Origin of the sequence: Streptomyces sp. NPDC051740, assembly GCF_044453165.1 — a bacterium.
Taxonomy (GTDB): Bacteria; Actinomycetota; Actinomycetes; order Streptomycetales; family Streptomycetaceae; genus Streptomyces; species Streptomyces atrovirens.
The window spans coordinates 36,697-54,184 of record NZ_JBITCL010000026.1; the positions used below are offsets into that span (position 1 = coordinate 36,697).

Annotated in this window: 18 protein-coding genes; 5 read left to right on the forward strand and 13 right to left on the reverse strand. The window is 71.1% G+C overall.

Annotated elements, in window-relative coordinates; genetic code table 11:
- Nucleotides 1-10 precede the first annotated feature (10 nt).
- On the reverse strand, nt 11-763 hold the full coding sequence (locus ACIA6T_RS30985) for an MBL fold metallo-hydrolase (protein WP_399449829.1): 753 nt from the start codon (nt 761-763) through the stop codon (nt 11-13).
- Nucleotides 764-963: 200 nt separating this feature from the next.
- Here ACIA6T_RS30985 and ACIA6T_RS30990 point away from each other — a divergent pair, with 200 nt between their 5' ends.
- Nucleotides 964-1,101, forward strand: a complete 138-nt coding sequence (locus tag ACIA6T_RS30990) for a hypothetical protein (protein ID WP_399449830.1) — start codon at nt 964-966, stop codon at nt 1,099-1,101.
- A 45-nt stretch (nt 1,102-1,146) separates the two neighbouring features.
- Here the strand turns inward: ACIA6T_RS30990 and ACIA6T_RS30995 are convergent, their stop codons facing one another.
- The 7 genes from ACIA6T_RS30995 to clpS all read right to left on the reverse strand — a co-directional run bounded on the left by ACIA6T_RS30995 (nt 1,147) and on the right by clpS (nt 6,154).
- Nucleotides 1,147-2,097, reverse strand: coding sequence for a PLP-dependent cysteine synthase family protein (locus tag ACIA6T_RS30995; RefSeq protein ID WP_399449831.1), 951 nt, complete (start codon nt 2,095-2,097; stop codon nt 1,147-1,149).
- A 6-nt stretch (nt 2,098-2,103) separates the two neighbouring features.
- Nucleotides 2,104-2,382 (reverse strand): MoaD/ThiS family protein, encoded by a 279-nt coding sequence (locus tag ACIA6T_RS31000; protein WP_073931626.1) that lies wholly within the window; start codon nt 2,380-2,382, stop codon nt 2,104-2,106.
- Nucleotides 2,383-2,484: 102 nt separating this feature from the next.
- Nucleotides 2,485-2,580, reverse strand: a complete 96-nt coding sequence (locus tag ACIA6T_RS31005) for a putative leader peptide (RefSeq protein ID WP_324617155.1) — start codon at nt 2,578-2,580, stop codon at nt 2,485-2,487.
- Between the two features lie 113 nt (nt 2,581-2,693).
- Nucleotides 2,694-3,116 (reverse strand): Mov34/MPN/PAD-1 family protein, encoded by a 423-nt coding sequence (locus ACIA6T_RS31010; RefSeq protein ID WP_399449832.1) that lies wholly within the window; start codon nt 3,114-3,116, stop codon nt 2,694-2,696.
- A gap of 156 nt (nt 3,117-3,272) precedes the next feature.
- Nucleotides 3,273-4,814 carry an alanine/glycine:cation symporter family protein gene (locus ACIA6T_RS31015; protein ID WP_399449833.1) on the reverse strand — a complete coding sequence of 514 codons (1,542 nt, stop codon included), beginning with the start codon at nt 4,812-4,814 and terminating at the stop codon, nt 3,273-3,275.
- Nucleotides 4,815-5,177: 363 nt separating this feature from the next.
- Nucleotides 5,178-5,780, reverse strand: a complete 603-nt coding sequence (locus ACIA6T_RS31020; protein ID WP_399449880.1) for a DUF2017 domain-containing protein — start codon at nt 5,778-5,780, stop codon at nt 5,178-5,180.
- Nucleotides 5,781-5,836: 56 nt separating this feature from the next.
- Nucleotides 5,837-6,154, reverse strand: coding sequence for an ATP-dependent Clp protease adapter ClpS (clpS, locus tag ACIA6T_RS31025; RefSeq protein ID WP_073931623.1), 318 nt, complete (start codon nt 6,152-6,154; stop codon nt 5,837-5,839).
- A gap of 98 nt (nt 6,155-6,252) precedes the next feature.
- On the opposite strand from clpS, the gene ACIA6T_RS31030 reads away from it, so the two are divergent.
- Both ACIA6T_RS31030 and ACIA6T_RS31035 read left to right on the forward strand, forming a co-directional pair.
- A complete protein-coding gene (locus tag ACIA6T_RS31030) occupies nt 6,253-7,599 on the forward strand; it encodes a nicotinate phosphoribosyltransferase (protein WP_399449834.1) in 1,347 nt (448 codons plus the stop codon).
- Between the two features lie 171 nt (nt 7,600-7,770).
- The gene (locus tag ACIA6T_RS31035; RefSeq protein WP_399449835.1) at nt 7,771-8,364 is read left to right on the forward strand and encodes an isochorismatase family protein; all 594 of its coding nucleotides are present in this window, start codon (nt 7,771-7,773) and stop codon (nt 8,362-8,364) included.
- 203 nt (nt 8,365-8,567) lie between these two features.
- On the opposite strand, the gene ACIA6T_RS31040 is transcribed toward ACIA6T_RS31035, so the two are convergent.
- Nucleotides 8,568-8,897: a hypothetical protein gene (locus tag ACIA6T_RS31040; RefSeq protein ID WP_399449836.1), complete on the reverse strand. Its 330-nt coding sequence runs from the start codon at nt 8,895-8,897 to the stop codon at nt 8,568-8,570.
- A gap of 122 nt (nt 8,898-9,019) precedes the next feature.
- Nucleotides 9,020-11,377: an immune inhibitor A domain-containing protein gene (locus ACIA6T_RS31045; RefSeq protein ID WP_399449837.1), complete on the reverse strand. Its 2,358-nt coding sequence runs from the start codon at nt 11,375-11,377 to the stop codon at nt 9,020-9,022.
- Between the two features lie 390 nt (nt 11,378-11,767).
- Between ACIA6T_RS31045 and ACIA6T_RS31050 the strand changes: the two genes are divergently transcribed.
- On the forward strand, nt 11,768-12,085 hold the full coding sequence (locus ACIA6T_RS31050; protein ID WP_399449838.1) for a hypothetical protein: 318 nt from the start codon (nt 11,768-11,770) through the stop codon (nt 12,083-12,085).
- Nucleotides 12,086-12,088: 3 nt separating this feature from the next.
- Here the strand turns inward: ACIA6T_RS31050 and ACIA6T_RS31055 are convergent, their stop codons facing one another.
- From ACIA6T_RS31055 to ACIA6T_RS31065, 3 genes are all read right to left on the reverse strand, one after another.
- Complete coding sequence (locus ACIA6T_RS31055) at nt 12,089-12,769, reverse strand: RDD family protein (protein ID WP_399449839.1); 681 nt, start codon at nt 12,767-12,769, stop codon at nt 12,089-12,091.
- 100 nt (nt 12,770-12,869) lie between these two features.
- Complete coding sequence (locus tag ACIA6T_RS31060) at nt 12,870-14,267, reverse strand: RDD family protein (RefSeq protein WP_399449840.1); 1,398 nt, start codon at nt 14,265-14,267, stop codon at nt 12,870-12,872.
- A 115-nt stretch (nt 14,268-14,382) separates the two neighbouring features.
- A complete protein-coding gene (locus ACIA6T_RS31065; protein WP_399449841.1) occupies nt 14,383-15,798 on the reverse strand; it encodes an FAD-binding oxidoreductase in 1,416 nt (471 codons plus the stop codon).
- A gap of 103 nt (nt 15,799-15,901) precedes the next feature.
- Here ACIA6T_RS31065 and ACIA6T_RS31070 point away from each other — a divergent pair, with 103 nt between their 5' ends.
- On the forward strand, nt 15,902-17,314 hold the full coding sequence (locus tag ACIA6T_RS31070; protein ID WP_399449842.1) for a tetratricopeptide repeat protein: 1,413 nt from the start codon (nt 15,902-15,904) through the stop codon (nt 17,312-17,314).
- Nucleotides 17,315-17,488: the final 174 nt, after the last annotated feature.

A 17,488-nucleotide genomic window follows, 5' to 3' on the forward strand; every position in this document is an offset into this window, starting at 1 on the left:
CCCGGCGTGCTCAGATCTCGTACGTCGCCCCCGGCGCCGCCAGTCCCACCGGGCCGTCGTACGCCGCGCGGGCGTCGGTGAGGTTGATCCGGGGGTCGGTCCACGGGGGGATGTGGGTGAGGATCAGGCGGCGGGCGCCCGCGCGGGCCGCCGTCTCACCCGCCTCGCGGCCGTTGAGGTGCAGGTCGGGGATGTCCTCCTTGCCGTGCGTGAAGGCGGCCTCGCAGAGGAAGAGGTCGGCGTCGCGGGCGAGGTCGTCGAGCGCGGGGCTGACGCCCGTGTCGCCGGAGTACGTCAGTGTCCTGCCGCCGTGTTCGATGCGGATGCCGTACGCCTCGACCGGGTGCGCGACGCGCTCGGTGTGGACGAGGAACGGGCCGATCTCGAAGGTGGACGGCTTGACCGTGTGGAAGTCGAAGACCTCGCTCATGGAGGAGGCCGAGGGGGTGTCGGCGTAGGCGGTGGTGAGCCGGTGCTCGGTGCCCTCGGGGCCGTAGACCGGCAGGGGGGCGCAGCGGCCGCCGTCGTGCCGGTAGTAGCGCGCCACGAAGTAGGCGCACATGTCGATGCAGTGGTCGGCGTGCAGGTGGCTGAGGAAGATCGCGTCGAGGTCGTAGAGACCGCAGTGGCGCTGCAGCTCGCCCAGGGCGCCGTTGCCCATGTCGAGGAGCAGCCGGAAGCCGTCGGCCTCGACGAGGTAGCTCGAGCAGGCCGATTCCGCGGACGGGAACGACCCCGAGCAGCCGACGACGGTGAGCTTCATGAAGCAGAAACCTCCGCTGGCGGGTGTGGAGAGACGGGGGTCGTGCGGTTTGTCGAGCGTAAGGCGCGAAACCTGTGGTCGCTCCTCCGCCAGGGTCCGTTGTGGGCGAACTCACCTGTGCTGTCACCGGTTCGGCTGGAAGGGGCGCGCCGTGGCCGGGAGGGGCGCGCGGCGGTGGTGCGCGCCGGTACGGTCGGGGCATGAACACGGCCTGGTGGCTCGCGCTCGCCGCGGTGGTACTGCTCGCGCTCGTCTCCGCGCTCGTCGACGGGTGGGGGCGGGGGCACCGGTCCCGGAGGCGGCGGGGCGGCGGTCGGGACGGCTCCGGGAACGCGTGAGGGGCCGGAGACGCTGCTCTCCGGCCCCTCGTCGTGCGCGGGGTGTCACGCCCAGAGCTGGCCCTGGAGGGTGTCGATGGCCTCTTCGGTCGTCGTGGCGGTGTAGACGCCGGTGGAGAGGTACTTCCAGCCGCCGTCGGCGACGACGAAGGCGACGTCGGCGCTCTCGCCGGCCTTGAGTGCCTTGTTGGCGACGCCGATCGCCGCGTGCAGGGCGGCGCCGGTGGAGACGCCGGCGAAGATGCCCTCCTGCTGGAGGAGTTCGCGGGTGCGGGTGACGGCGTCGGCGGAGCCGACGGAGAAGCGGGTGGTGAGCACGGAGGCGTCGTACAGCTCGGGGACGAAGCCCTCGTCGAGGTTGCGCAGGCCGTAGACGAGGTCGTCGTAGCGCGGTTCGGCGGCGACGATCTTCACGTCGGGCTTGTTCTCGCGCAGGTAGCGGCCGACGCCCATGAGGGTGCCGGTGGTGCCGAGGCCGGCCACGAAGTGGGTGATGGAGGGGAGGTCGGCGAGGATCTCGGGGCCGGTGGTCGCGTAGTGGGCGCCGGCGTTGTCCGGGTTGCCGTACTGGTAGAGCATCACCCAGTCGGGGTGTTCGGCGGAGAGTTCCTTGGCGACGCGCACGGCGGTGTTGGAGCCGCCGGCGGCCGGGGAGGAGATGATCTCCGCGCCCCACATGCCGAGCAGGTCACGGCGTTCCTGCGAGGTGTTCTCGGGCATCACGCAGACCATGCGGTAGCCCTTGAGCTTGGCGGCCATGGCCAGGGAGATGCCGGTGTTGCCGCTGGTCGGCTCGAGGATGGTGCAGCCGGGGGTGAGACGGCCGTCCTTCTCCGCCTGTTCGATCATGAACAGGGCGGGGCGGTCCTTGACCGAGCCGGTGGGGTTGCGGTCCTCCAGCTTCGCCCAGATCCGGACGTCGGCGGACGGCGAGAGCCGCGGCAGGCGCACCAGGGGGGTGTTGCCCACCGCGGCCAGCGGGGAGTCGTAACGCATCGCCGATCAGGCCATACCGCCGGCCACGGCCGGCAGGATCGTGACGTTGTCGCCGTCGGACAGCTTGGTGTTGATGCCGTCCAGGAAGCGGACGTCCTCGTCGTTGAGGTAGACGTTGACGAAGCGGCGCAGCTGCTCGCCGTCCACGATGCGGGCGTGGATGCCGGTGTGCCGGGTCTCGAGGTCGGTGAAGAGCTCGGCGAGGGTGTCCCCGGTGCCCTCCACCGCCTTCTGACCGTCGGTGTACTGGCGGAGGATGGTGGGGATGCGGACCTCGATGGCCATGGCTGAGGGCTCCTGTCGGAAGTGTCTGTCGTGGGTTCGTCAGGGCACGCGGGGGCGCGCGGCAGTTCGCCGCGGCTCACGGCCCACGGCGGCAGCGGAAGATCAACAGATGGCGCTGTTCAGCCTGCACAGGTCGACGTGCAGCCGCGCCACGAGCAGTGTGCCCGGCGCTTTTTCGCTCACGTCGTGGAGAACCATGCGGTCATCGTATCGATTCCCGGACCGGTCCCCGGAGTGTGATCTCACGCTTCGGACACCTTTCTTCCGGGATGCGAGATCGGGTCCGTGTCGGCCGGTTCGGCGGGCCCTTTTCAGTAGGCCTCCACGACCTTGACCTCCTCCTCCGTGACCTCACCTTCCAGGATGCGGAAGGAGCGGAACTGGAACTCGCCGGCGTCGTCGGTGTCGGCGGTGGAGACCAGGACGTAGTGGGCGCCGGGCTCGTTGGCGTAGGAGATGTCGGTGCGGGAGGGGTAGGCCTCGGTCGCGGTGTGGGAGTGGTAGATGACCACCGGCTCCTCGTCGTTGTCGTCCATCTCCCGGTACAGCTTCAGCAGGTCCTGGGAGTCGAACTCGTAGAAGGTGGGCGAGCGGGCCGCGTTCAGCATGGGGATGAAGCGCTCGGGGCGGCCGGCGCCCACCGGGCCCGCCACCACGCCGCACGCCTCGTCGGGGTGGTCCTCGCGCGCGTGGGCGACGATCTGGTCGTACAGGGCCTGGGTGATGGTCAGCATGGGGCTCAGGATAAGCAGACGGGCCGTTCCGTACCGAGGGGTGGTACGGAACGGCCCGTATGCCGGACGCTTTGAGCGGGTGGCCGCAGGGGGTGCCACGAGCACTTCCTGCGGCCGGCGTCCTGGTGGGGACGGACAGAGGTCCTGTCCGGGGGGTCAGGACGACTTGGTCGCCGGGGAGTCGGCCGTCTCGGACGGGGTGTCCGCCGCTTCGCCGCTGTTGCGGCGGCGGACGAACTCCAGGAAGGAGTTGAGCTCGCGCTTGACCACGGGGGCCAGCAGGTAGAGGCCGATGATGTTGAACACGGAGAGCAGGAAGAGCGCCGAGTCCGCGAGGCTGATCAGCGAGTCGAGGGAGAGCAGGGAGCCCGCGACCACGAACACGCTCCAGGTCACCTTGAACGTCATCTCGCTGACCTTGCTCCGGCCGAAGAGGTACGTCCAGGACTTGAGGCCGTAGTAGCCCCAGGTCAGGATCGTGGAGAAGGCGAAGAGCAGCACCGCGACGGTCAGCAGGTGCGGGAACCAGGGCAGGACGGTCTCGAAGGCGTCGGAGGTGATGGTGACGCCGCCGATGCTCTCGCCCTGGCGGGCCTCGTCCCAGCTGGCGGGGGCCGCGATGACGATGGTCAGCGCGGTCATGGTGCAGACGATGACGGTGTCGATGAACGGCTCGAGCAGGGCGACCAGGCCCTCGCTGGCGGGGTGCTTGGTCTTGACCGCGGAGTGGGCGATGGGCGCGGAGCCGATGCCGGCCTCGTTGGAGAAGGCGGCGCGCTGGAAGCCGACGATCAGGGCGCCGATGACGCCGCCCGCGACGCCGTCCGCCTCGAAGGCGCCCTGGAAGATGCTGCCGATCGCGTCGGGCACGGCGGTGATGTTCGTCAGGATGACGATCAGACAGGCCACGACGTACATGATCGCCATGGCGGGGACCAGTCGGCTGGTGACGGAGGCGATGGAGCGGATGCCGCCGAGCAGCACGAGGCCGACCAGGGCGGCCACCACCAGGCCGAACAGCACGGCGCCCGCGGAGGAGGCCATGAAGCCGTCCTCGCCGCCGAAGGTGGAGGAGATCTGCGCGTAGCTCTGGTTGGTCTGGAACAGGTTGCCGCCGAACAGACCGAAGAAGAGGATCATGGCGGACGCCAGGACGGCGAGCACCTTGCCGAGCTTGGCGCCACCGCGGCCGAAGCGTTCGGCGAGGCCCTTGGGCAGGTAGTGCATGGGGCCGCCGGAGACGGTGCCGTCGGCGTGCTCCTCGCGGTACTTCACACCGAGGGTGACCTCGACGAACTTGGTGGCCATGCCGAGCAGGCCGCAGAGGATCATCCAGAAGGTGGCGCCGGGGCCGCCGATGGAGACGGCGACGGCCACACCGGCGATGTTGCCGAGGCCGACGGTGCCGGAGACGGCGGCGGTCAGGGCCTGGAAGTGGTTGACCTCGCCGGGCGCGTCCTTCTCGTCGTACTTGCCCCGTACGACGTCGAGGGCGAGTTTGATCTTGCGTGCCTGGACGAGGCCGAACCAGCCGGTGAAGACCAGACCGGCGATCACCAGCCAGGCGACGATGAGCGGAAGGTCCGCGCCTCCGACCGGGACGGTGTAGAAGACGATGTCGCCGACTGTGGTCGCGACAGGGTCGAAGAAATCACTGACGGCGTCGTCAATGGTGGTGGTGATGGAGTCGAGTGACATCGAACTTCCTCGGTGGCGCGGGGACGTGCTGGCGTGCGCAGCGGAGCGGGGGGCGATGTGGGCGGGACCCACGTCCCGTTCGGCGACGGCGTTGGGCGGCGGCCCGTGAACCGGGGCCGTCGTCCTCTTGTCGTGCTGGTCGTACACACCGGCGGTGACCGGCTTCCCCGATCACGGCGAGGGGTGGGCCGCAAGCGAGTTGCCGATTCTTACCACGCCGTTTACCTGACATCGAGTGATGCAGATCACATGAAACCGCCCTTGCGGGGCAAAACCGCAGGGGCGGTGACGGGATCGTTATTCGGACTTGAGGTTCCTCTGAGCGAACAGATCAGAGGATCTTTCCGGATACATGGGGCAAATTTACGGCATGAGGGTGGTGACGAGGGTCTCCTGGAGTCCGCCGAGCCACAGGTACGCCATCACCATCGGCTTGCGCGGATCCTCGTCGGGGAGGTGGAAGAGGAGGTCGCTGTCGTCCTCGTCGCTGATCTCCAGGCGGGAGCCGATCGCGAGGCGCAGGTCGTTGAGGGCGCCGAGCCACTGGCGGGACGCGTCCGGCGAGAGCTCCAGCACCGCGCCGCCCTCCCCGGCCGGGGTGAGCGCGTCCAGGGAGCGGATCACCGCGAGGGCGTTGTCGCGCTTGCCGGCCCGCAGGTCGTTCTCGGTGTAGCGGCGGAACTCGGCGGAGTGGGCCCGCCGCTCCTCGGCCTCCTTGGCCCCCGGGGTGCCCTCGGGGTCGCCGTAGGCGTCCGGGAAGAGGCGGCGAAGTACGGGGTCGGACGGGGGTTCGCTCGGGCCCTCGGCGAAGAGTTCGGCGAGCGGGTCGCTGGAGGCGTCCTCTGCGGGTCCGGGGCCGATGAGCTCCATCATCTGCACGGCCAGGGACCGGATGATGGAGATCTCGACGTCGTCGAGGGCGACGGCCGCGCCGCCGCCGGGGAGCGGTTCGAAGGTTCCTGGCATGGCGGCGATTCGCTGCTTCCGGTCCTGCGGGCGGGGGCGGGTCATGTCCGGATCGGTCACTTCCGGTCGTGCTGGAGGGTGGCCCACAGGCCGTAGCCGTGCATGGCCTGGACGTCGCGTTCCATCTCCTCACGGGTACCGCTGGAGACGACCGCCCGGCCCTTGTGGTGGACGTCGAGCATGAGCTTGGTGGCCTTGTCCTTGCTGTAGCCGAAGTACGACTGGAAGACGTACGTCACATAGCTCATGAGGTTGACCGGGTCGTTGTGGACGATGGTGACCCACGGGACGTCGGGCTCGGGTACGGCGAAGGCCTCCTCCGCCGATTCGGTGCGTTCGATCTCCAGGGGCGCGGGTGACGTCACACAGCCCATGCTGCCACCGCAGGGGGGTGGTCGCACAAACCGGCCCGCTGTTCCGGCCCCGTGAACTGAAATCGTCAAACTGACGAAATGGGGATAGCATCCCCGGTATGAACACAGCGGACCTTGGGCTGCCGGTGGATGTCCCGTCGACGGCACTCTTCACTGACCAGTACGAACTGACGATGCTGCGGGCCGCGCTGAAGGGCGGCACGGCCGGGCGGCGCAGCGTGTTCGAGGTCTTCACCCGGCGGCTGCCGGACGGCCGCCGCTACGGCGTGGTGGCCGGCACCGGGCGGGTGCTGGACGCGGTGGAGAACTTCCGCTTCGACCCGGGCGTCCTGCGGTTCCTGCGCGAGAAGGACATCGTCGACGAGGAGACCCTGGACTGGCTGTCCGGCTACCGCTTCTCCGGTGACATCTGGGGCTATCCCGAGGGGGAGGTGTACTTCCCGGGCTCGCCGATCATGCGGGTCGAGGGCAGCTTCGCGGAGTGCGTGCTCCTGGAGACGGTGATCCTGTCGATCCTCAACCACGACTCGGCGATCGCCGCCGCGGCCTCCCGGATGTCGTCCGCCGCCGGGGACCGGCCGCTGATCGAGATGGGTGCCCGGCGCACCCACGAGCTGTCGGCGGTGGCCGCCGCCCGGGCCGCGTACATCGGCGGTTTCGCCACCACCTCCGACCTGGCGGCCGGCTTCCGCTACAACATCCCCACCGTGGGCACCTCCGCCCACGCCTTCACCCTGCTCCACGACAGCGAGCGGGACGCCTTCCGGGCCCAGGTCGACTCCCTCGGCAGCGGTACGACGCTGCTGGTGGACACCTATGACGTGGCCGAGGCGGTCCGTACGGCCGTGGAGACCGCCGGGCCGGAGCTGGGCGCCGTACGGATCGACTCCGGGGACCTGCTGCTGGTGGCGCACCGGGTACGGCAGCAGCTGGACGAGCTGGGAGCCACCGGTACGAAGATCATCGTGACCTCGGACCTGGACGAGTACGCCATCGCCTCGCTGGCGGCGGCGCCCGTGGACGCGTACGGGGTGGGCACCCAGCTCGTGACCGGCTCGGGGCACCCGACGGCCTCCATGGTGTACAAGCTGGTCGCCCGCGCGGAGTCCACCGACCCGAAGGCCCCGCTGGTGCCGGTGGCGAAGAAGTCCAGCGGCGGGAAGACCTCCGTCGGCGGCCGCAAGTGGGCCGCGCGGCGGCTGGACGAGTACGGCGTCGCCGAGGCGGAGGTGGTCGGCACCGGTGCGGTGCCCGACGGGCTGGCCGGGCGGCAGCTCCTGGTACCGCTGGTCGAGGGCGGCGAGGTGATCGCGCGTGAGCCGCTGGACGTGGTCCGCGACCGGCACGCGGCGGCCCGCGCGGGTCTGCCGCTGTCCGCGACCCAGCTCTCCCGGGGGGAACCCGTCCTTCCGACGGAGTACGCGCACGGGCCGTCGGGTAGTTGAAAGCGTGCCCCCCTGCGCGGGACGTGGCTCCCGTTTCGCGGGCGGGGGCTTCCGCCCGCCCTGCCGCGCCCCTGTCCGCGCCGTCCGCGATTCAATAGGCTCGGAGGTTCACCCGGCCGGGCCCGCCCCCCACCCGACCCCACCCGATCCCACAGTCGAAGGACACCGACCATGCGCCGCGCACTGATCGTCGTTGACGTGCAGAACGACTTCTGCGAGGGGGGCAGCCTCGCCGTGGCCGGCGGGGCGGATGTGGCCGCCGCCATCACCGAGCTGATCGGACAGGCCGCCTCGGCCGGCGGGTACCAGCACGTGGTGGCCACCCGCGATCACCACGTCGCGCCCGGCGGGCACTTCGCCGACGACCCCGACTTCGTACGGTCCTGGCCCGCGCACTGTGTCGCCGGGACGGAGGGGGTCGGGTTCCATCCGAACTTCGCCCCCGCGGTGACTTCGGGGGCGATCGACGCCGTGTTCGACAAGGGGGCGTACTCGGCCGCTTACAGCGGGTTCGAGGGGGCCGACGAGAACGGGGTGCCGTTGGCGGAGTGGTTGCGGGAGCGGAGGGTCGACGAGGTGGATGTGGTGGGGATCGCCACGGATCACTGTGTGCGGGCGACCGCGTTGGATGCGGCGCGGGAGGGGTTCCGTACGCAGGTGCTGCTCGATCTCACGGCCGGAGTGGCGTCGGAGACCACTGAGCGTGCGCTGGAGGAGCTGCGCTCGGCGGGGGTGGAGTTGTCGGGGAAGCCCGTCGTGCGGTGAGGGTCTGTGGGGGGCGGCCGGGGGGTGTCGCGCAGCCCGGCGTTTGCGGGGTGCCTCCCCCACTCTCGGCTTCGCTCGAGCGGGAGGTACCCCCACCGCCCACCCGTGCCGCCCTGCGGCACGACTGCCCGTAGCTGCGCGGTGCGACTGCCCGCGGCTGCGCGGCACGACTGCCCGCGGCTACGCGGTGCGGCTGCCTGCGGCTACGCGGGGGTCGCCGGGCGTCTGAGCAGGGCTTTTATGGGGTGCCAGAGTTCCACTGTCAGGGCGGCGGTGTCGGGGGTCGTGCGCCATATGAGGCCGTCGGGGTGGTGGAGGACCGCGGTGATCTCGTCGGGGGTGGGTGGGGCGGCGTTGCCTCGCAGGTAGACGGAGCGCAGGCCCAGGTTGCGGAGCCTGGTCAGGGCTCGGGCGCGGTTCCGGGCGTGGACGAGGACGCGGACCCCGGCGGGTGCGTCGGCGGCGGGGCTGGGCAGGTTCAGTGCCACCACCACCGTGCCGTTCGGCAGTTTGCAGAAACCTCCTGCGGCCATGCGGTCATACCCCCGTGTCCACTGGTGTCAATAAGAGAGCCACAGGAGGCACCTAAACACGGATCGGCGGTGACCCGCCAGGGGGTCACCGCCGATCACGCTCTGACCTGCGAAGATGCTATTTACCTACCCGCAGGGCCAACCTCGAGCTCGATGGTCGAGCCGTCCCTGGCCTCCTTGGTGATCTTGATCTTCGTGTTGGTGTCAGTGACCTTGACACCGCCGCGCGGGTTCTCCGGGTCGTAGTAGGTGTTCGTGCGGTCGTTGAAGACCGACACACCCTTCGACGACGGGATCCACTTCGCCACGTCCGCCTTGTGCAGCGTCATGCCGTCGGTGCGGAACGTGCTGAACGGCGCGTCGTAGGTCTGGACGCGGTTGCGCATCAGCGTGCCGTCGGACCACTTCAGCGCGGTCGGGTGCGAGTCGATCGGGAGGACCAGACCGGTGCCCGGGTGCTCGCTGGTGTTGTTGTCCGCCTGGGAGGTGTCCCACTTCCAGATCAGCAGGCCGTTCTGGTACGCGTAGTGCTCGACCCAGTCCGGGCGGGACGTGTAGCCGAAGTTGTACGGGCCGACCTCGAGGGTCTTGTCGTACGACACGTACTGGCGGTTCTCGGCGATGTAGTACTGCGCGTAGTCCTTGGTGAAGGACGCGCCCTGGCGGGTGAAGCCGTTCGCCGTCCAGGCGGCGTCCGCGCTCTCGACGTTGTCGGAGAAGACCGGCGTGCCGTCCGCCGTCACCGTGATCTGGTCGGCCGTGAAGCCCTTGAGGGCCACGCCGCCGTCGGACTGGTAGCGGAAGCGCAGGTCGACCTTCTGGCCGGCGTAGGCGTCGAGGGAGTACGCGAACTTCTTGTACCCGTCGAGCGTGCCGTGCAGGGCCGGCTTGTCGCTGCCGTCGCGCGGGATCGGCTGGCCGTCGACCGTGCCGTCGATGGCGGTCCAGTTGGCGCCGCCGTCGGTGGACACCTCGGTGTAGAGGTAGTCGTAGTTGGCCTCGATGTCGTACCAGCCGTCGAAGGTGAGGGCGGCGGACGACTTGCCGGTCAGGTCGACCGAACGGCTCAGCGTGTTCTTGAGGTTGTCACCGCTGCCGCTCCACCACTGGGTGCTGCCCTCGGCCGGCGGGATGATCTCGGTGGTGACGGCCTTCTTCGGCAGCTCGACGACCAGCGCCTGCTTGTGCTTGGTGTTGTACTCGGCGACACCAAGCTTGTGCCAGGAGTCGACGCCGGCCTTGGCCTTGTCGTAGTTCAGCCAGCCGAGCTGCAGCTTGTCCCAGGCGGTCATGTCGCCGGGCAGGTTGCCGATCTCCTTCTTCCCGGTGCCGAGCCAGGAACCGGAGGACATCAGCGTCCAGAAGCCGGTGGAGTTCTCGCCGCCCGCGGTGTCGTAGAGGTCCGGCAGACCGAGGTCGTGGCCGTACTCGTGGGCGAAGACGCCGAGTCCGCCGTTCTCCGGCTGGACGGTGTAGTCGCCGACCCAGATGCCGGTGGAGCCGATCTGCGCGCCGCCGAGCCGGTTCTGCTCGGGGCCGGTGGCGCCGGCGTCGGTACCGAAGGCGTACCAGCGGTGGGCCCAGATCGCGTCGGTGCCCTGGACGCCGCCACCCGCGGACTCGTCCTCGCCGGCGTGCACGATCTGGAAGTGGTCGATGTAGCCGTCGGGCTCGTTGAAGTCGCCGTCGCCGTCGAAGTCGTAACGGTCCCACTCGTCGAAGCGGGTGACGTCCGCCTTGATCTGGGCGTCGGTGCGGCCGGCCGCCTGCTGCTGGGCGACCCAGGCGTTCAGACCGTCGCTGACGACGTTCCACACGCTCGGGCAGTTGGTGTCGCCGCAGGCGTTGTTGCCGTAACGGGCCTCGTTGTACGGGACCTTGACCCAGTCGGAGACCTCGCCCTCGACCGAGTAACGGCCGGAGGACTGCTTCTCGTAGTAGGTCTTGACCGAGTCGACGCCCTTGCCGGACCCGAAGTACAGGTCCTCGAAGTGCTGCTGGTCGTAGTCCTCCTGCCAGGCCGTGGAGTTGTCCACCTTGCGGTCCGGCTCGGCTATCCGGTTGTGCAGCGGGCCGGCGTCGCCACCGTAGCGGCTGTCGACCTGGTCACCGAACTCGACCAGGATCGTGAAGATCTTGTCGGTCTTCTCGCGGCCGAGCTCTACGTACTTGCTGTCGCCCTTCTTGCTCTTGAGCTGGACGACCTTCGAACCGTCGCGGTTCTTGACCGAAGCCTTACCGGATATGACCTGGTTGAGCGCCTCTTCCCGCTGGGCCTCCTGCGTCTTGGAGAGCGGCCCCTCGAGGTCGTGCTCGACGTGGTTGTGCTCCGCCGGGTCGTGCCGGTCCACGGCGCTGGGACGCTCGGCCTTGTCAGCCGAGTCGGCCTGGGCCACGGTGAACGCAGAGCAGGTGGCGGTAACCGCCGCGAGGGCCACGCCCGTCGCGGCCGCTCTGAACGTCCAGGGTCTACTGATCACTTGAGATCCCCTCCCGCGTGCGTACGCGCGGCCGAAGGAGGTTCCGTCTGTGGAAGGTCCCGCACGCACGTGATCAACGCGTGTAGTCAAGTGACGACATTTGACTAGAGGTTCGCCAGAAAAAACAGACCTTGACTTGAACAGTTCAACTGCACTATGCGGAGTCGTGGTCCGCTTACCGGACACACCGGCCCGAACCCGAACGGGCGCGTACAACCGTCCACTTGATGGACGCCATGAATCCGTGCGCCCCCTGTGCACCGGCCCTGTCGGTCAGGTCACGCTTACCGTCCGTTCCCCTCGGGCACGCTCGCGGTTAGAGTCGTTTGGCAAAACCGCCCTGAACCGGTGGAAAGCCAGGCGGACAGCCCCCCGACTCCCGAGGACACGATGGCCATGCCCCGTCCGACTGTCGCTCAGCTCGCTTACGGTTCGTGCACCGTGATCTTCTCGACGTTCGCCATGCTGCTGTTGTCCGGAGCGAGTTCGGTCGTGGGCGTCGCGATCGTCGCCGTCTCGGCGCTCGCCCTCGGACTGCTGGTGGCCATGACGGTCCCGCTCCCCGGGCCCCGGCGGCCCGTCGCGGTGGTACGGCCCGCCGTGGTGGACCGGCCCGCCACCCCGGAGCCGGGCCGGCCGGTGCAGCCGGTACGGGCCACCGTCGCCCCTCCGGCCCGCGAGCCGGTGCGGGAGCGCGCGGCGTCCTGACCCTCATCCGGTGCTGACCACCACGGTCTTGGCCGCCTTGTCGTGCAGGCCCTGTTTGTAGGGCCGGTCGAAGAAACTCCAGCCGCCCGCGATCGCGGTCCACACGCAGGCGCAGCAGAACGCGAACGGCAGCCACAGCACGAGGGCGCGGATCAGCGCGGTCTGCACGGAGGGGTTCGAGCCGTCGGCGAGGTCGGCCACCCGCATGCGCAGCCATTTCTTGCCCAGGGTCTGGCCGCCCCGGGCGGTCATGAAGGTGTCGTAGGCGATGTAGAGGGCCGCGGCGATGAGGGACTGCGTGAAGGAGTTGCCGACGTTGATGTCGTTGCCGTCGACGTCGTACTCGCTGACCCCGAACGGCCAGGTGAGCAGCCAGACGACGATGCCGACGAGGATCATGTCGATGACGCGGGCGAGCGTGCGCCTGCCGCTGTCGGCGAGCGGGGGCATGCCGGCGAGGGGGTCGGTGGGGCCGGGGGGTCCCCCGTAGGGCCCACCACCGCCGTAGGGGCCGCCGCCTCCGCCGTAGGGCCCGCCGCCTCCGGTCGGCGGGGGCGGGCCGCCAGGGGTGTCGTACGGGGAGCCGGGTCCCGGGGTGTCGGGGCCGCCCGGCGGGGGGTGTTTCCTGAACGGGTCGTCGTCCGGCGGCTGCCGGCCGGAGCCGGGGGGCGGTTCGGTGGTCATGCCCCCGAGTCGACCGTGAACCCTCCGGACCCGCATCCGGCGAGCGGCCGTCCGGAGTAGCGGCTTCGGCGGCAGCCGCGGCGGTACGGGTGACGAGGGCTCAGCCGGCGGCGACGAACGTGTGCGCGGCCTTGTCGTGCCAGCACTGGCGCCAGGGCTTGTCGAACAGGCACCACAGGACGCCGACGACCCCGACGACGAGCAGTCCGGGCACGCTGTAGACGAGCCAGCGGCGCAGGGCCGCGCCGAAGGCCGGCGCCTCGTGCCCCTCGATGTCCCGCACCTCGATGCCCAGCAGCCTCTTGCCCGGCGTGCGGCCCCACTTGACGGTCGGCAGCACCTCCAGGAGGACACCGGCGAGGAGGAGGACGGCGAGGACGATGCCGAGGTGGACGGAGGTGGTGCCGTCGAGCAGCCAGACGGTGACGGTCTCGCCGGACAGCTTGGCCGCCTCGATCTTCGCGTCGATGTGGTCCATGGCCCGGATGCCGAGCGGCACGGCGGCCACGGCGGTGACGGCGCCGAGGACGACGGTGTCCAGCAGCCGGGCGGCCAGCCGCCTGCCGAGCGCGGCGGGGCGGGCCGCGGCCTGGCGCCGGGCGGCGGCCTGGAACACGTCCTCGACGGGCGGCTTCCAGGGCGCGACGGGCGGCTCCTCGCCACCGGCCAGCCGGTGCACCTGCTGCGCCCAGGAGGACTGCCCCCCGCCGGCACCGCTCGTCAGGAGCGCGCCCACGGCCTGCGGGGGTGCTGTCCGTGGAGGCACGGTCTGCGGGGGTACGGCCGGGGCGGTGGTCTGCTGGGGTCCGGACGGCGCCGTGGCGGCAGCGGCGGCCCGTGCGGCTGCCGCCTTCCCGGCCCCGAACCCGGGCCGCCCGGAGGCGGCGGAGCCCGTCTGCGGCCCCGTGGGCCCCTGTCCCGTGCGCGGGGTGACGGCCCGGAAGGTCATCGTGCCCTCGTCCGCGCGTTCTCCGTCGGAGGCCCCGGCCTCCTGCCGCGGATTCGGCGCCGACGCCGGTCTGCGGAACACGAAGGTGTTGCCCGAACCGGCCGCGGCCTGCTCGCCCGGGGTGTCCGCGCCCGCGGGCCCGGCCTCCGGCGCGGACGGAGCGGCAGGCGGGGCCGCGTGCCGCACCCTCGGGTCGGCGCCCCAGGACACCTTGCGGTCCTGGTCGCCGCCGAAGCCGGTCTGGTGGGAGCGGTCGGCGCCCCACGCCGAGGCGGGCTCGGGCCGGCTGCCGTGCTGGGACCCGGCCGGGGACGGTTCCCCGACGGGGTCCTCGTCGAAGAAGTGCGGTCCGGTCTCCTCGACGGAGGGCCGCGCCGGGCCCGCGCCGGGCGGCGGTGCCGGCAGCTCGCCGTCCTTGGGTGCCGGACGGCTCGTGCCCGGTACCCAGGAGGCACCGTTCCAGTACCGGACGTATCCAGGAATGGACGGGTCCGGGTAATACCCTTCGCGGGGCCTGTCGTCGCCGGGGGCCGGGGTTGGGGCGCTCATGTCCGTCGTCCCGTATCTGCTCGATGGGTGGGTCGGGGGGAACCACATCTATCAGACGAGCGGGGACCTGACCGCCCGTCCGGCCGGACCCCACCCCTTTCGGGCATCTTCCCGTTCAGAAGAGCTTGCCCGGGTTGAGAATGCCCAGCGGGTCGAAGACCTGCTTGACGGCCCGCTGCATCTCCAGTCCCACGGGGCCGATCTCGCGCGCCAGCCACTCCTTCTTCAGCACGCCGACCCCGTGTTCGCCGGTGATGGTGCCGCCGAGTTCCAGGCCGAGCGCCATGATCTCGTCGAAGGACGCGCGGGCCCGCCGCGACTCCTCCGGGTCCGTCGCGTCGAAGCAGACCGTCGGGTGGGTGTTGCCGTCGCCGGCGTGGGCGACGACGCCGATGGTGAGCCGGTGCCTCTCGGCGATCCGCTCGACGCCGTCGATGAGCTCGCCGAGCTTCGAGCGGGGCACGCACACGTCGTCGATCATCGTCGTGCCCTTGACCGCTTCGAGGGCGACCAGGGACATCCGCCGCGCCTGGAGCAGCAGTTCGGACTCGGCGGCGTCCTCGGCCGGCACGACCTGGGTGGCGCCCGCGGCCTCGCACAGCGCGCCGACGGCGGCGAGGTCGGCCGCCGGGTCGGTGCTGTCGAAGGCGGCGAGCAGCAGGGCCTCGGTGGACTCCGGGAGGCCCATGCGGGCCATGTCGTTGACGGCCTTGACGGTCGTACGGTCCATGAGTTCGAGGAGGGAGGGGACGTGGCCGCCGGCCATGACGCGGCACACGGCGTCGCAGGCGGCGGCGGAGGAGGAGAACTCGGCGGCCAGCACGAGCTGCTCGGGCGGCCTGGGCCGCAGGGCGAGGACCGCGCGGACGACAATGCCGAGGGAGCCCTCGGAGCCGACGAACAGGCGGGTCAGGTCGTACCCGGCGACGCCCTTGGCGGTGCGGCGGCCGGTGGACATCAGACGGCCGTCGGCGAGGACGACGTCGAGGCCGAGGACGTACTCGGCCGTCACCCCGTACTTCACGCAGCACAGTCCGCCCGACGCGGTGCCGATGTTGCCGCCGATGGTGCACGTCTCCCAGCTGGAGGGGTCGGGCGGGTAGTACAGGCCGTGCTCGCCGACCGCGCGGGAGAGCTCGGCGTTGACGACGCCGGGTTCGACGACGGCGATCCGGTCGACCGGGCTGATCTCCAGGATGCGGTCCATCTTCGTCAGGGAGAGCACGACGCAGCCGTCGGTGGCGTTGGCGGCGCCGGACAGGCCGGTGCGGGCGCCCTGCGGGACGACGGGGACGCGCAGTCCGGTGGCGGTGCGCATGACGTGCTGGACCTGCTCGACCGTGCGCGGCAGGACCACTACCGCGGGGCTGCCGGCCGGGCAGAAGCTCGCCATGTCGTTGGCGTAGGAGGCCGTGACGTCGGGGTCGGTGAGGACGGCCTCGGGGGGCAGGCCGCCGAGCAGCCGGTCGACGAGAGGGCCGGCCGCCACCGTGTCTTCATCGCGTCGCGCTTCGATACGGCTCATGATCACAGCGTCGCACCGGGGGCCATCGGTGTGAACCCCACGGAGGCACGTGCGTCACATCGGGGTGTGATCATCGTACGTACGCGGGGTGTGACGCACAGTGTGCGCCATGACTGTGTGCGCCACGGACGACAAGCCACCTGAGCCCCGCCGGCGGGTGCGCCGGCGGGCGCTGATCGCCTCGGTCGCCGGGTGCGCGGTGCTCGGCGGGGTACTGGTGCTGCTGCCCCGGGAGCAGCAGGCGCCGCCCGCGCCGGATCCGGGGGCGCGGGCGCTGGCGGCGGTCACCAGCGGGGTGCCGGCCGCGCTGCCCGACCTGGAGGCGCTGGTCGAGGAGCGCGAGCGGCGGGTGCGGAAGCGTCCGGGGGACGCGGAGGCCTGGGCGGTGCTCGGGGCGGCCCGGGTGGAGCAGGGGCTGCGGCTGGCGGACCCGGCGTACTGGCCGCGGGCCGAGAAGGCGCTGCGCACCTCGCTGGAAGTGCGGGCGAAGGGGAACGCCCCGGCGCTGCGGGGACTGGCCGCGCTGGCGAACGCGCGGCGGGACTTCGCGGGGGCGCGGAAGTGGGGCGAGGCGGCGCGGAAGCTGGAGCCGGAGCGGTGGACGACGTACCCGCTGCTGATCGAGGCGTCCGCCGGGCTCGGTGACGACGAGGAGACGGGGAAGCTGCTGGAGAGGCTGAAGGAGCTGCGCTCCGGCCCCGCCGTGATGGCGCGGGCGGCGGCCGTGTACCGGGACCGGGGCTGGCGGGAGGACGCGGCGGCCAAGCTGGCGGACGCGGCGTCGGCCGCCGGGGAGCCGGCCGAGCGGGCGGCGTACCTGGAGCGGGCCGGGCAGCTCGCCTGGGAGCGCGGCGACCGTCAGGACGCGCTGCGGCACTTCCGGGAGGCGGTGCGGATCGACCCCGACCAGCGGGCGGCACAGGCAGGGCAGGGCAGGGCGCTGGCCGCACTGGGACGGACGACGGAGGCGCTGAGCGCGTACCGGGTGGCGCTGGTGAAGCAGCCCCGGCCGGAGTACGCGCTGGAGCTGGGTGAGCTGTACGAGTCGCTGGGGCTGAAGCAGGCGGCGGGGGTGCAGTACGGGGTGGTGCGGGAGCGGGTCCGGGTGGCCGCGGCGCACGGGGGTGACGAGTCGTTGGTGCTGGGGCGGTTCGAGGCGGATCACGGGGATGCGGTCGGTGCCGTGCGGCGGCTTCGGGAGGTGTGGGAGCGGCGGCCGTCGACGGAGGTGGCGGACGCGTTGGGGTGGGCGCTGCACCGGGCGGGGGAGCACGAGGAGGCGTTGCCCTTCGCCGTGCGGGCGACCGAGGGGACGGAGGGCGGGGGTGTGCGGAGTGCGTTGTACGTGTTCCACCGGGGGATGATCGAGCGGTCGCTGGAGCGGTACGGGTCCGCCCGGCGGCACTTGAGGGAAGCGCTTCAGATCAACCCGTGGTTCTCACCACCGCGGGTGCGTCAGGCCAAGGATGCCCTGGCCCGCCTGGGCGAACCTTCCGTCCAGGCGGGCCCTGAGTCCGACTGAGCGTTCCGCGGACAGCCGCACCGCAGACCTGCCGCCCCTCCCCCGGACAGCCGCACCGCAGACCTGCCGCCCCTCCCGCGGACAGCCGCACCGCAGACCTGCCGCCCCTCCCGCGGACAGCCGCACCGCAGACCTGCCGCCCCTCCCGCGGACAGCCGCACCGCAGACCTGCCG

Coding starts and splice junctions, on each gene's coding strand:
- clpS (WP_073931623.1), bottom strand. CDS start 6,154: ATGGGCTGTGTGACGTCACCCGCGCCCCTGGAGATCGAACGCACCGAA.
- ACIA6T_RS30990 (WP_399449830.1), top strand. CDS start 964: ATGAACACGGCCTGGTGGCTCGCGCTCGCCGCGGTGGTACTGCTCGCG.
- ACIA6T_RS31000 (WP_073931626.1), bottom strand. CDS start 2,382: ATGGCCATCGAGGTCCGCATCCCCACCATCCTCCGCCAGTACACCGAC.
- ACIA6T_RS31040 (WP_399449836.1), bottom strand. CDS start 8,897: ATGGCCGCAGGAGGTTTCTGCAAACTGCCGAACGGCACGGTGGTGGTG.
- ACIA6T_RS31030 (WP_399449834.1), top strand. CDS start 6,253: ATGAACACAGCGGACCTTGGGCTGCCGGTGGATGTCCCGTCGACGGCA.
- ACIA6T_RS31035 (WP_399449835.1), top strand. CDS start 7,771: ATGCGCCGCGCACTGATCGTCGTTGACGTGCAGAACGACTTCTGCGAG.
- ACIA6T_RS30985 (WP_399449829.1), bottom strand. CDS start 763: ATGAAGCTCACCGTCGTCGGCTGCTCGGGGTCGTTCCCGTCCGCGGAA.
- ACIA6T_RS31055 (WP_399449839.1), bottom strand. CDS start 12,769: ATGACCACCGAACCGCCCCCCGGCTCCGGCCGGCAGCCGCCGGACGAC.
- ACIA6T_RS31010 (WP_399449832.1), bottom strand. CDS start 3,116: ATGCTGACCATCACCCAGGCCCTGTACGACCAGATCGTCGCCCACGCG.
- ACIA6T_RS31050 (WP_399449838.1), top strand. CDS start 11,768: ATGGCCATGCCCCGTCCGACTGTCGCTCAGCTCGCTTACGGTTCGTGC.
- ACIA6T_RS31020 (WP_399449880.1), bottom strand. CDS start 5,780: ATGCCAGGAACCTTCGAACCGCTCCCCGGCGGCGGCGCGGCCGTCGCC.
- ACIA6T_RS30995 (WP_399449831.1), bottom strand. CDS start 2,097: ATGCGTTACGACTCCCCGCTGGCCGCGGTGGGCAACACCCCCCTGGTG.
- ACIA6T_RS31015 (WP_399449833.1), bottom strand. CDS start 4,814: ATGTCACTCGACTCCATCACCACCACCATTGACGACGCCGTCAGTGAT.
- ACIA6T_RS31070 (WP_399449842.1), top strand. CDS start 15,902: ATGACTGTGTGCGCCACGGACGACAAGCCACCTGAGCCCCGCCGGCGG.
- ACIA6T_RS31005 (WP_324617155.1), bottom strand. CDS start 2,580: ATGGTTCTCCACGACGTGAGCGAAAAAGCGCCGGGCACACTGCTCGTG.
- ACIA6T_RS31060 (WP_399449840.1), bottom strand. CDS start 14,267: ATGAGCGCCCCAACCCCGGCCCCCGGCGACGACAGGCCCCGCGAAGGG.